General features: G+C 69.6%; 12 protein-coding genes. All 12 read left to right on the top strand.

What is annotated here, in order from left to right; translation table 11 throughout:
• Window positions 1-36: 36 nt before the first annotated feature.
• The 12 genes from DM450_RS12705 to DM450_RS12650 are packed head-to-tail and all read left to right on the top strand — an operon-like array spanning window position 37 to window position 12,734.
• Window positions 37-1,218 (top strand): pyridoxal-phosphate-dependent aminotransferase family protein, encoded by a 1,182-nt coding sequence (locus DM450_RS12705; protein WP_185928774.1) that lies wholly within the window; start codon window positions 37-39, stop codon window positions 1,216-1,218.
• A complete protein-coding gene (puuE, locus tag DM450_RS12700; protein ID WP_142635323.1) occupies window positions 1,215-2,096 on the top strand; it encodes an allantoinase PuuE in 882 nt (293 codons plus the stop codon). The genes DM450_RS12705 and puuE overlap by 4 nt, the downstream gene beginning before the upstream one ends.
• Window positions 2,093-2,473, top strand: a complete 381-nt coding sequence (gene hpxZ / locus DM450_RS12695) for an oxalurate catabolism protein HpxZ (protein WP_142635321.1) — start codon at window positions 2,093-2,095, stop codon at window positions 2,471-2,473. Before puuE ends, hpxZ begins: the two co-directional genes overlap by 4 nt.
• Complete coding sequence (gene uraD / locus DM450_RS12690; RefSeq protein ID WP_142635319.1) at window positions 2,473-2,913, top strand: 2-oxo-4-hydroxy-4-carboxy-5-ureidoimidazoline decarboxylase; 441 nt, start codon at window positions 2,473-2,475, stop codon at window positions 2,911-2,913. The genes hpxZ and uraD overlap by 1 nt, the downstream gene beginning before the upstream one ends.
• A complete protein-coding gene (locus DM450_RS12685) occupies window positions 2,910-4,340 on the top strand; it encodes an FAD-dependent oxidoreductase (protein ID WP_142635317.1) in 1,431 nt (476 codons plus the stop codon). The genes uraD and DM450_RS12685 overlap by 4 nt, the downstream gene beginning before the upstream one ends.
• On the top strand, window positions 4,337-4,678 hold the full coding sequence (gene uraH / locus DM450_RS12680) for a hydroxyisourate hydrolase (RefSeq protein ID WP_142635315.1): 342 nt from the start codon (window positions 4,337-4,339) through the stop codon (window positions 4,676-4,678). The genes DM450_RS12685 and uraH overlap by 4 nt, the downstream gene beginning before the upstream one ends.
• Before the next feature lies 1 nt (window position 4,679).
• On the top strand, window positions 4,680-6,113 hold the full coding sequence (gene xdhA / locus DM450_RS12675; RefSeq protein WP_142635313.1) for a xanthine dehydrogenase small subunit: 1,434 nt from the start codon (window positions 4,680-4,682) through the stop codon (window positions 6,111-6,113).
• Window positions 6,106-8,415: a xanthine dehydrogenase molybdopterin binding subunit gene (gene xdhB, locus DM450_RS12670; protein ID WP_142635311.1), complete on the top strand. Its 2,310-nt coding sequence runs from the start codon at window positions 6,106-6,108 to the stop codon at window positions 8,413-8,415. Before xdhA ends, xdhB begins: the two co-directional genes overlap by 8 nt.
• Window positions 8,412-9,329: a xanthine dehydrogenase accessory protein XdhC gene (gene xdhC, locus DM450_RS12665; RefSeq protein WP_142635309.1), complete on the top strand. Its 918-nt coding sequence runs from the start codon at window positions 8,412-8,414 to the stop codon at window positions 9,327-9,329. Before xdhB ends, xdhC begins: the two co-directional genes overlap by 4 nt.
• Window positions 9,329-10,615: a guanine deaminase gene (guaD, locus tag DM450_RS12660; protein WP_185928604.1), complete on the top strand. Its 1,287-nt coding sequence runs from the start codon at window positions 9,329-9,331 to the stop codon at window positions 10,613-10,615. The genes xdhC and guaD overlap by 1 nt, the downstream gene beginning before the upstream one ends.
• Window positions 10,612-11,628 (top strand): adenosine deaminase, encoded by a 1,017-nt coding sequence (locus DM450_RS12655; protein WP_142635307.1) that lies wholly within the window; start codon window positions 10,612-10,614, stop codon window positions 11,626-11,628. The genes guaD and DM450_RS12655 overlap by 4 nt, the downstream gene beginning before the upstream one ends.
• On the top strand, window positions 11,628-12,734 hold the full coding sequence (locus DM450_RS12650) for a nucleoside hydrolase (protein WP_142635305.1): 1,107 nt from the start codon (window positions 11,628-11,630) through the stop codon (window positions 12,732-12,734). Before DM450_RS12655 ends, DM450_RS12650 begins: the two co-directional genes overlap by 1 nt.
• Window positions 12,735-12,797: the final 63 nt, after the last annotated feature.

Genomic DNA, 12,797 nt, shown 5'->3' with positions numbered 1-12,797 from the left:
CTGTTCGGCGAGATCGACCCGCCCCAGCGCCTGCTCATGGGCCCCGGCCCGATCAATGCGCACCCCCGCGTGCTGCGGGCGATGAGCGCGGACCTGCTGGGCCAGTTCGACCCGGAAATGACCGGCTACATGAATCAGGTCATGGCGCTCTACCGCCCGATCTTCGGCACGCGGAACCAGTGGACCATGCTGGTCGACGGCACCGCGCGCGCGGGCATCGAGGCGGCGCTGGTCTCGATGGTGGCGCCGGGCGACGTCGTGCTGGTGGTCAACTTCGGCCGCTTCGGCCTGCTGCTGACCGAGATCCTCACCCGCATCGGCGCGGTGATCGAGACGGTCGACGCACCCTGGGGCGAGGTCGTGCCGCTGGAACGCGTGGCCGAGGCGATTGCCCGCTGCCACCCCAAGATCGTCGCCACCATCCATGGCGATACCTCCACCACCATGGCGCAGCCGCTCGACGGCTTCGGAGAGCTTTGCCGTGAGGCCGGCGCGCTCAGCTATGTCGATGCCACCGCGACGATCGGCGGCATGGAACTGGCGGCGGATCGCTGGGGCGTCGACGTCGTCACCGGCGGCTTGCAGAAGTGCCTCGGCGGGCCGTCCGGCTCGGCGCCGATCACCATCTCGGACCAGGCGGCCGAGCACATCGGCCGCCGCCGCCATGTCGAGCAGGGCATCCGCCGCGACGACATCGTCGACGGGCAGGGGCCGCGCATCCGCTCCAACTATTTCGACCTCGCGATGGTCATGGACTACTGGTCGGACAAGCGCCTCAACCACCATACCGAGGCGACCTCGATGCTCTACGCCGCGCGCGAATGCGCGCGGATCGCGCTGGGCGAAGGGCTGGAGGCGCGTTACGCCCGCCATGCCGCCGCGGGCCGGGCGATGGCGGCGGGCCTGCGCGCCATGGGCCTCACGGTCTTTGGCGACGATGCCCACCGGATGACCAACGTGACCGGCGTCTTCATCCCGGGGGGCGTCGACGGCGAGGCGGTGCGCAAGGCCATGCGCGAGCAGTTCGAGATCGAGATCGGCACCGCCTTCGGCCCGCTCCAGGGGCGGATCTGGCGGATCGGCGCGATGGGCTACAACGCCATGAAGCACAAGGTGCTGCTGACGCTGGCGGCGCTGGAAGCGTGCCTGCGGATGGAGGGTTTCGCGCTGCCGCTCGGCGATGCGGTCCCGGCGGCGCTGGAGGCCTGGGGCGAATGACCCGCGATCTTGTCGGTTATGGCCGCACCCCGCCCGATCCGCAGTGGCCGAACGGGGCGCGCGTGGCAGTGCAGTTCGTCATCAACTATGAGGAAGGCGCCGAAAACTCCGTCCTCAACGGCGACGAGCGCTCCGAGGCCTTCCTCAGCGAGATGGTCGGCGCCGCCAGCCATGCCGATCGGGCGATGGCGATGGAAAGCCTCTACGAATACGGCAGCCGCGCCGGGTTCTGGCGGCTCCACCGGATCTTTACCGAGCGGGGCCTGCCGGTGACGGTGTTCGGCGTGGCCAAGGCCATGGCAATGAACCCCGAAGCGGTCGCCGCCATGCGGGAGGCCGACTGGGAGATCGCCAGCCACGGGCTGCGCTGGATCGACTACCAGTACGTTTCCGAGGAGGTCGAACGCGCCCATATCGCCGAGGCCATCGCGCTCCACGAAAGCCTCACCGGCAGCCGCCCGCTCGGCTGGTATCAGGGGCGCACCTCGCCCAATACGGCGCGGCTGGTCGCCGAGGAGGGCGGCTTCCTCTACGATGCCGACAGCTACGCCGACGACCTGCCCTACTGGGACCGCCGCCACGGAAGACCGCAGCTGATCGTGCCCTATACGCTCGACGTCAACGACATGAAGATCGTCGCGCTCAACGGCTTTACCGAGGGCGAGCAGTTCTTTCGCCACATGCGCGATACGTTCGACCAGCTTTGCGAGGAAGGCGGGCGGATGATGAGCGTGGGCCTCCATGGCCGCATCGCCGGCAAGCCCGGCCGCGCCCGCGCGCTTGCCCGTTTCCTCGACCACGTCACCGCCCGTGGTGACGCCTGGATCGCCCGCCGCATCGACATCGCCCGCCACTGGATGGAGGTCCACCCCGCATGACTATCGACGATCCCGACCTTCTCGCCGAAGTGACCGCAGCCTTTCAGGAATACGAGCGCGCGTTGATGGAGGACGATATTCCGGCGATGGACGCGCTGTTCCACGATGCGCCGACCACCAACCGCTACGGCGTGGGCGAAGTGCTTTACGGCATCGAGGAGATCCGCGAATTCCGCAAGGGCCGCGGCGGTTCCCCGCAGCGCAAGCTCGGCCGCGTCGCGATCACCGTCTACGGCGACCGCTTCGCCACCGCCGATGCCGAGTTCTTCCGCGAGAACAGCGAGCGGCGCGGCCGCCAGACGCAGAGCTGGGTCAAGTTCGCCGATGGCTGGAAGGTGGTCTCCGCCCACGTCAGCCTTGAAGGGAACACCCATTAATGACGGCGCTCTTCGAGCATAGCCCCTGGGTTGAGGAACGCGCCGATGCGCGGCCCTCCTCGGGGGACCGGCTCGCCGACCTGCTGGCGGTGCTGCACGAGGCAAGCGGCGAGGAGCAGCTGGCGCTGATCCGCGCGCACCCGGAACTCGCCGGCAAGGCGGCGATCGACCGGACGCTGACCGAGGCCAGCGCCGCCGAGCAGGCCAGCGCCGGGCTCGACCGGCTGACGCCTCACGAATACGAACGCTTCCACGCGCTGAACGCGGCCTATCGCGACCGTTTCGGCTTCCCCTTCATCATCTGCGTGCGCCTGACCGACAAGGCGGGTATTCTCATGGCCATGGAACGTCGGCTCGAAAACGGGCGCGATGCGGAAGTGGCCACGGCGCTGGAGCAGATCGGCGAGATCGTTCGCCTGCGGCTTGAGGACATGGCATGACTTCCACCGGCGCCATTGGCCTGCCCGCGCTCGAGGCGCAGCTTGCGCGCGAGCTCGATCTGATCGGTTTTGTCCGCCCGGAATGGGTGCGCCCGCGTGAGTATCAAGGCGAGCGCGTGCTCGACGTGGCCGTGATCGGCGGCGGCCAGTGCGGGCTTTCCACCGCCTTCGGCCTGCGCCGCGAGGGCGTGGCGAACGTCATGGTCTTCGACGAGAACGCGGCCGGGTTCGAAGGCCCCTGGGAGACTTATGCGCGCATGGTGACGCTGCGCACGCCCAAGCATCTCAATCCCATCGATTTCGGCATTCCCTCGCTCACCTACCGCGCCTGGTGGGAGGCGCAGCACGGCGCTGCCGGTTGGGAGGCGGTGGACAAGATCGCGCGCGGCGACTGGATGGACTATCTGCGCTGGTATCGCGCGGTGCTGGACCTGCCGGTCGAGAACGGCGCGAAGCTCACGCGGATCGAACCGCTGCCGCAGCAGGGCCTGCACCGTCTGCACTTCGCCGGCGGCTTGGTGGAACATGCCCGCAAGGTGGTGCTCGCCACCGGCATCCAGGGCGGCGGCGAGTGGCACACGCCCGCGATGGTGCGCGACAACCTGCCCAAGGCGCTCTGGGCCCATACCAGCGAGCCGATCGACTTCGGTGCGCTCCACGGCAAGCGCATCGGCATCCTCGGCGGCGGTGCCTCGGCCTTCGACAATGCCCAGCACGCGCTGTCGCAGGGCGTCGCGGCGGCCGAAGTCTTCATCCGCCGCAAGCAGCTGCCGCGCGTCAACCCGATCCGTTTCATGGAGCGGGTGGGCTTTACCGCGCGTTACCCCGCGCTCGACGACGTCACCAAATATGCGGCGATGGACTGTTTCCTCGGCCACAACCAGCCGCCGACCAACGACACGTTCGAGCGTGCGGCGGCATGGCCGGGTTTCCACCTGCACCTCGGCGCGCCCTGGCTCGACGTGGCCGAGCACGAAGGGCGGGTCAGGGTGACCTCGCCGCAGGGGTTCCACGAGTTCGACTTCGTGGTGATCTCCACCGGCCTCGTCAGCGATCCCGGCCTGCGTCCCGAACTGGGCGCGGTCGCGGACTCGATCCTGCGCTGGGGCGAGCGGGTGACGCCCGCCGGTCCGCGCAACATGCTGATCGATGCGCATCCCTATCTCGGCGAGGCGTTCGAGTTCCTGCCGCGGCCCGGCGCCGACGGCGCACCGCTGCACGGGCTGTTTGCGTTCAACTATTCGGCCTTGGTGAGCCTGGGGCTTTCGGCCTCGGCGCTGTCGGGGCTGCACAATGCCCTGCCGCGCCTGCTGCGTGGCGTGGCCGACCAGCTTTTCCTCGACGACCGCGACGAACTGGTTCGCGATTTCATGGCTTACGACGAGCACGAGTTCCTCGGCGCCTGGCCCAGGACGGGTGCCGCATGAGCACGCTTTCAACCCTGTCCACCCACGTCCTCGACACCGCCCACGGCTGCCCGGCCGCGGGCGTGGCGCTCGAACTGGCCGACGCTGCCGGCACGGTGCTGTTCACCGGCACCACCAATGCCGATGGTCGCTGCCCCGGCCTTCCCGCGCTCGCGCCGGGGACTTATGCCCTGACCTTTGCCGTGGCCGACTACTTCCGGGAAAAGGGCACCGAACTGCCGCAGCCGCCGTTCATCGACCGGGTGCCGGTCCATTTCGGTATTGCTGATGCGGGCGGCCATTATCACGTGCCGCTGCTGGTCTCGCCCTTCGGCTATTCGACCTACCGGGGCAGCTGACATGGCGGTGCGCTTCCTTCTCGACGGGGAGGTGGTGGAACTCGGCGAGGTCGACCCCGCCGCCACCCTGCTCGACCACTTGCGCTACCGCCTGCGCCGCACCGGCACCAAGGAAGGCTGCGCCGAGGGCGACTGCGGGGCCTGCACCGTGCTGGTCGGCGAGGCGCGGGCGGACACCGTGCTCTGGCGCGCGGTCAACGCCTGCATCCAGTTCCTGCCGATGCTCCACGGCAAGGCATTGAAGACCGTGGAGAGCCTGTCGCGCGGCGGCACGCTGGACCCGGTACAGGCCTGCATGGCGGCCAACGGGTCGTCGCAATGCGGGTTCTGCACGCCGGGTTTTGTCATGTCGCTGCACGGCAAGGCGAGCGGCGCGCTGGGCTGCGAGCTGCCGGTGGCCGACGTGCTGGCGGGCAATCTGTGCCGCTGCACCGGCTATGGCCCGATCCTCGCGGCAGGTGAGATGATCGAGACGATCAAGACGGCGGCTGCGGACGAACGCGAACTGGCTGCGCGTCTGCATGACATCGCGGGGGAGGGCGCCAGCGGCGAATGGCGCGGGCGCAAATGGTTCGCGCCGCGCAGCAGCGACGAACTCGCGCGCTTGCTGGCCGATCATCCAGAAGCGCGGCTGGTGGCCGGGGCAACCGATGTCGGCCTCTGGGTCACCAAGGGGCTGCGCGATCTTGGCGAGGTGATTTTCCTCGGCGACGTGGCGGACCTCGGCATGATCGCGGAGAGCGCCGAGGCGCTGACGCTGGGCGCTACCGTGCGTTATGCCGAGGCGCATGCGGCGATGGCCCGGCTGCATCCCGATCTGGGCGAACTGGTGCGCCGGATCGGCGGGCTTCAGGTGCGCAGCGCCGGGACCGTGGGCGGCAATATCGCCAATGGCTCGCCCATCGGCGACGGTCCGCCGGCGCTGATCGCGCTGGGCGCCGAGCTGACCCTGCGCTCGCTGGCGGGGCGGCGGACGATCCCGCTCGAGGCCTATTTCCTGGAGTACGGCAAGCAGGACCGCCGCGCGGGCGAGTTTGTCGAATCCGTGCGTATTGCGCGCCCCGGCCCGGACGCGGTGATCCATATCGCCAAGCTCTCGCGCCGGTTCGACAGCGACATTTCGGCGGTCTGCGGGGCGATCCATTTGACGGTGACCGGCGGCCGGATAACCGCGGCGCGCGTGGCCTTTGGCGGCATGGCGGCAACACCTCGCCGCGCCGGGGCCTGCGAGGCGGCGCTGGTCGGGCAGCCGTTCAGCGAGGCCACGCTGGACGCCGCCGCCGAGGCGCTGCGCGGCGATTTCACCCCGCTCAGCGACGTGCGCGGTTCCGCCGCCTACCGGCTGGATGCCGCTGCCAACCTGTTCCGGCGGCTGTGGCTGCGCGAGCAGGGCACTTGCGTGTCGGTGCTCGATCTGGAGGCCGGCCATGGCTGAGCGCGATCCTGCCTGGCAGGCCCGGGCACGGCCCGAAAACCCCCACGATTCCGCGCACCTCCACGTCACCGGCCAGGCCCGCTATGCCGACGATGCGCCCGAGCCTGCGGACATGCTCCACCTTGCCTTCGGGCAGGCGGGCGAGACGCGCGCGCGGATCGCCGCGATGGACCTTTCCGCCGTGCGCGCGGCGGAGGGCGTTGTTGCCGTCTATACCGCCGCCGATATTCCCGGCGACAACAACGTCGGCCCGGTCCGCCATGACGAGGGCCTGCTGGCGGACGGCGAAGTCCTGTTCCCGGGCCAGCCGCTGTTCCTCGTCGCGGCGACCAGCCAGCGCGCGGCCCGCAAGGCCGCGCGGCTCGGCAAGGTGGTCTACGAGACCCAGCCCGCCGTCGTCACCATCGCCGAGGCGCGCGCGGCGGGTAGCCGGATCGAGGCGACCCAGCGCATGGCGCGCGGCGATGCCGGCGCCGCGCTCGAGGCCGCGCCGCACCGCATCGCGGGCCGGTTCGCGATGGGCGGGCAGGACCATTTCTATCTCGAAGGCCATGTCTCGGTGGCGACGCCGGGCGAGGACGGGCAGGTCCATGTGCTGTGCTCCACCCAGCATCCGAGCGAAGTGCAGCACCTTGTCGCGCATCTGCTGGGGGGCTCGTCCGCCGATGTCACGGTGGAGGTGCGGCGCATGGGCGGCGGCTTCGGCGGCAAGGAAACCCAGGCCACCAGCTTTGCCGCCGCCGCCGCGCTGGTGGCGGTGAAGACCGGCCGCGCCGCCAAGTTCCGCGCCGACCGTGACGACGACATGGTGCTGACCGGCAAGCGCCACGAGTTCGAGGTCGCCTATGAGGCCGGTTTCGACGATGCCGGGCAGATCCTCGCGCTCTCGCTCCACCTCGCCTCGCGCTGCGGGGCGAGCGAGGACCTCTCGCCCGCGATCAACGACCGCGCGATGTTCCATGCCGACAATTGCTATTTCCTGCCCGATGTCGAGATCGTCTCGGAGCGGCTGAAGACCAACACCGTCTCGGCCACCGCGTTTCGAGGCTTCGGCGGGCCGCAGGGCATGCTGGCGATCGAGCGGATCATCGATCACGTCGCGCTGGCGCTGGGGTTGGACCCGCTCGATGTGCGCTGCGCCAACCTCTACGGCCCGGGGCGCGCGGTGACGCCTTACGGCATGACCGTGGCCGACAACATCGCGCCGGAGCTGATCGCGCAGTTGCGCCGCGATGCGGATTACGACGCCCGCGCGCGCGCCGTCGACGCCTTCAACGCCGCCAGCCCGGTAATCAAGAAGGGCATTGCCCTGACCCCGGTGAAGTTCGGCATCAGCTTCACCACCACCCATCTCAACCAGGCCGGCGCGCTGGTGCACGTCTATGCCGACGGCTCGATCCAGGTGAACCACGGCGGCACCGAGATGGGGCAGGGGCTCTACGTCAAGGTCGCGCAAGTGGTGGCGGACGTGTTCGCGGTGCCGCTTGCCCAGGTGCGCATCACCTCGACGCGGACCGACAAGGTGCCCAATACTTCGGCCACGGCGGCCAGTTCCGGCTCCGATCTCAACGGCATGGCGGCCTACAACGCGGCCAGGACCATCCGCGACCGGCTGACCGCATTCCTTGCCCGCATCCACGGCTGCGCCGCGCACGAGGTGGTGTTTTCCAGCGAAGGCGTGCTGGCGGGCGAGGAACGGCTGACGTTCGCCGAAGTCGCCCGCAAGGCGCACATGGGCCGCGTCTCGCTTTCCTCCACCGGCTTCTACGCCACGCCCGGCATCGCATACGACCGCGCCGCGCACCGGGGGCGGCCGTTCTACTACTTCGCCTACGGCGCGGCGGTGTCCGAAGTCGCCATCGACAGCCTGACCGGCGAGCACAAGGTGCTGGCGGTGGACATCCTGCACGACGTCGGCCGCTCGCTCAACGCGGCGGTCGACAAGGGGCAGATCGAGGGCGGTTTCCTGCAGGGGCAGGGCTGGCTGACCACCGAGGACCTGGTGTTCGACGGCAAGGGCCGCCTGCTCACCCATAGCCCGGCGACCTACAAGATCCCGACCGCGTCCGACCGCGCGCGCCATTTCACCGTCAGCCTGTGGGACGGCGAGAACGTGGAGCCGACGATCAACCGCTCCAAGGCGGTGGGCGAGCCGCCGTTCATGCTGGCGATCTCGGTGTTCTCGGCCCTCAACCGCGCGGTTGCCGCCACCGCGCCGGGCAAGCGGGCGATGCCCGAGCTTGGCGCCCCGGCAACGCCCGAGCGGGTGCTGGCCGCGATCCGGGAGCTGGCCGCGCGATGACGCAGTGGACCGGTTGGCTGCGCAGGCTGCCGCAGGAGCCTTGCGCTCTCATCTCGGTGCTTGCCACCGAGGGGTCGGCGCCGCGCGGCGGCGGCACGCGCATGCTGGTGACGCAGGGCGGGCAGCAGGGCACGATCGGCGGCGGGCAGCTCGAATTCCGCGCCGCCGAGCAGGCGCGCGCGATCCTGGCGCTGCCGCCGGGGAGCTGGCGGGTGCAGGACTATCCGCTCGGCCCCTTGCTCGGCCAGTGCTGCGGCGGCCGGGTGCGGTTGCTGATCGAGCATCTCGATCCCGCCGCGCTGGACTGGCTGCACGATGCCGAGCCGGGGCGCATGCTGGTGACGACGCTGGCGCAAGGCGCGGTGCAGCGCGCGGTGTTCGTGCGCGAGACCGCGACCCATCAGTCCGCGCGCGGCGAGCGTCCGGGCATCGGCGCCCGCATCGCCGAGCCGGTGGGCGAGCGGCCGCGCCCGTTTTACCTGTTCGGCGCGGGCCATGTCGGGCAGGCGATCGCGCGGCACCTGACGGGCCTGCCGCTGCAGCTCGCCTGGTTCGACACCCGGCCCGAGCAGGCGCGGATCGACGGCGTTACCGTCATGGCCGAGGACACGATCGCCCACTGCATCGCCGAAGCGCCCGAGGATGCCGCCGTCGCCATTCTCACCCACGACCATCCGCTCGACTATCACCTGACGCTGGCCGCGCTCTCGCGTCCGCCGCTGGCGTTTGTCGGGCTGATCGGTTCGTCCACCAAGATCGCCCGCTTCAAGTCGCGGCTGAGGGCCGATGGTGTGGGGGAGGAGGCAATTGCCCGCCTTACCGCGCCGATCGGCCTGCCGGGAGTGGTGGGCAAGGAACCCGACGTGATCGCCATCGCCGTGATCGCGCAGCTGCTGCAATTGAGGAATACCTGATGATCCGCGCCTTTCGTGGCGAATTCCTGTCCGTTTCGAACGACCCGCGTACCGATCCCGAAGCCGTTCGCCATGAGGTGGACGGGCTTCTGGTGGTCGAGGATGGCATCGTTGTTGCACGCGGGGCCTATGCCGATCTTGCGCCGCGTTACGGCGATGTGCCGGTGGAGGAACTGCCCGGCCTGATCGTGCCGGGCTTCATCGATGCGCACATCCACTACCCGCAGACCGACCGCATCGCCGCGCACGGCGAGCAGCTGCTCGACTGGCTGGAGCGGCACATCTTCCCGGCCGAACAGGCCTTTGCGGGCAGGGCCCATGCCGAGGGCGTGGCGGCCTTTTTCCTCGACGAACTGCTGCGGAACGGCACCACCAGCGCGCTGGTATTCCCGACCGTGCACGAACAGTCCGTCGATGCCCTGTTCGAAGCCGCGCTGGAGCGGCGGATGCGCATCATTTCCGGCAAGGTCCTGATGGACATCGGGCCGGAGGGGCTGCGCGACACCGCCGCCTCGGGCCGGGCGGAGAGCGAGGCGCTGATCCGCCGCTGGCGGGGGCGCGGGCGGCTGGGTTATGCGGTGACGCCGCGTTTCGCGCTCACCTCGTCCGATGCCCAGCTGGCCGATGCCGGGGCCCTGCTGGCCGAGCATCCGGATGTGCTGATGCACACCCACCTGGCCGAAAACCGGCGCGAATGCGCCGAAGTGGAGGCGCGCTTCACCGCGGCGGCGGACTATCTGGACGCTTACGACCGGTTCGGCCTCGTCACCGCGCGCTCGGTCTTTGCGCATGGCATTCACCTCTCGGACCGCGCCTGCCACCGCCTGCACGAGAGCGGGGCGGGGATCGCCGTATGCCCCAGTTCCAACTTGTTCCTCGGCTCGGGTTTCTTCGATTTCGGGCAGGCCGACCGGCACGGCCTGCGCCTCGGCCTCGGCACCGACGTCGGCGCGGGGACGACGTTCTCGCTGCTGCACACCCAGGGCATCGCCTATCAGGCGGCGCTGATGAAGGGCGAGCGGCTCGATCCCTTCCGCGCGCTCTGGCTGGCGACGGCGGGCAGCGCCGCGCTGCTGCACATAGGGGACCGCGTCGGCAGCCTCGCGGTGGGGCAGGAGGCCGATTTTGTGGTGCTCGATCCACAGGCTACGCCGCTGCTGGCGCGCCGCACGCAGGGCGCGGACCTTGCGCAGCGGCTCTTCGCGTTGCAGGTGCTGGGCGACGACCGCGCCGTGCAGCGCACTTATCTGCTGGGCGACTGCGCCTGGAACAGGGACAAGACATGACCGACCTCGACACCTTTATCGCCGGCCTGCCCAAGGCCGAGCTTCACCTCCACATCGAGGGCAGCCTCGAGCCCGAGCTGATGTTTGCGCTGGCGGCGCGCAACGGCGTGTCGATCCCGTTCGCCAGCGTCGAAGAGGTGCGCGCGGCCTACGATTTCTCGAACCTGCAGGACTTCCTCGACATTTACTATGCGGGCGCGCAAGTGCTGCTCACGCGGCAGGACTTCCAGGACCTTGCGGCGGCCTACTTCGCGCGCGCGGCGGCGGACGGGGTGGTCCATGCCGAGATCATGTTCGATCCGCAGACCCATACCGACCGCGGCGTCGCCTTTGCCGAAGTGATCGAGGGCCTGCTTGCGGCGATGGCGGCGGCCGAGGCGGAACACGGGATCACCAGCAGCCTGATCCTCTCGTTCCTGCGCCATCTGTCCGAAGACGCCGCCTTCGCCACGCTGGCCGAGGCGGAGCCCTGGCTGGACCGGATCGCGGCGGTCGGGCTCGATTCCTCCGAGCTTGGCCATCCGCCCGAGAAGTTCGCCCGCGTCTTTGCCGCCGCGCGCGAAAAGGGGCTGAAGATCACCGCCCATGCCGGCGAGGAAGGCCCGCCCGCCTATGTCCACCAGGCGCTCGACGTGCTGGGGGTCGACCGCATCGATCACGGCAACCGCGCGCTCGAAGACCCCGCGCTGGTCGAGCGGCTGGCGCGCGAGGGCATGACGCTGACGGTCTGCCCGCTGTCCAATCACAAGCTCTGCGTGGTCGACGATCTGGCCGATCACCCGATCGACGCGATGCTGGCGCATGGTCTCAAGGCCACGATCAATTCCGACGATCCGGCCTATTTCGGCGGCTACGTGGCGGACAATTACCGCGCCGTTGCCAAGGCGCGCGGGCTGGACCGCGCGGCGCTGGCGAGGCTGGCGCGCAACAGTTTCACCGGCTCGTTCCTGCCGCAGGCGGCGGTGGCGGCGCAGCTTGCCCGCCTCGACGCCTTCATGGCGGAGCACGGCTGATGGCAAGGCTGCTGCGCGCCGCGCTGACGGCATTGCTCCTGCTGGCCGCGCCCATCGCCGCCCACGCGCAGGAGCCCAGGCGCAAGGTCATCATCGATGACGAGGGCTTCGCGCTGATGCACCTGATGCTGCTGGAGAGCGACAAGGTCGATGTCGTGGGCATCACCACCGTCTCCGGCAATACCTGGGCCAAGCGCGCCACCGCCATGGCCCTGCGCGGGCTGGAGATCGCCCGCCGCCCCGACGTGCCGGTGGCCGAGGGCGCGACCTATCCCTTGCTCAATTCCGAAGTGCTGACCGAGCGCTGGGAGGCGCTCTACGGCAAGCTGACGTGGAAGGGCGCGTGGATGAAGCAGTGGGTCGAGCCGACCAGGCAGTCGACGCCTGCCTATCATGGCCCCGACGACCCGGTGGACCTGCCCTGGGGCAATGCGAAGCTGAAGGCCTCGAGCGAGATCGCGGCGAATTTCCTGATCCGCATGGTCCACAAGTATCCCGGACAGATCACCATCGTCGCCTGCGGGCCGCTCACCAACCTTGCGCTGGCACAGCGGCTGGACCCCGCGTTTGCCTCGCTGGCGGGGGAACTGGTCTACATGGGCGGCAGCCTCAATCCGCAGCAGCAGCTCGACAACGTCTCGGCCGCGCAGTTCGCGCGCGAATATGCCAATTCGCCGCGCCGCGAATTCAACGCCCGCTTCGATCCCGAGGCGGCCAGCATCGTCTCGCGCAGTCCCTGGCGCAAGATCACCGTGATCCCCGCCGACCCCTCGACGGGCACGCAGCTGACCCCCGAACTGGTCAAGGCGATGAGCGCGGCCGCCGCGCCCGAACTCGGCACGTTCATTGCCCGCATGGAGCCGGGTTTCCCGATGTGGGACGAGATCGCCGCGGGCGTGCTGCTCGATCCCGGCATGGTGAGCGAGGCGGAAGACCTCTACGTCGACTTCAACTCGCAGTTCGGCGCGGGCTACGGCGACATGCTGAGCTGGCGCGAGGGCTATCAGCCGGGTCTGGGCGAGCGCAAGGCGCGGGTCGTGCGCAAGATCGATGCCGCCCGGCTCGATGCGCTGATGGTGCGGCTGATGGCGAATAGCCGGAAATAGGCAGCCGAAAATAGGCGGGCCGGACAAGGTCCTGACCGGGGGCGCGGCAAAGCCCGCCGGTCA

It is taken from the genome of Sphingomonas sp. IC081 (assembly GCF_006874585.1).
Classification (GTDB): Bacteria; Pseudomonadota; Alphaproteobacteria; order Sphingomonadales; family Sphingomonadaceae; genus Novosphingobium.
The sequence above is the reverse complement of the archived record's forward strand: the minus strand, read 5'-3'. Positions and strand labels throughout refer to the sequence as shown.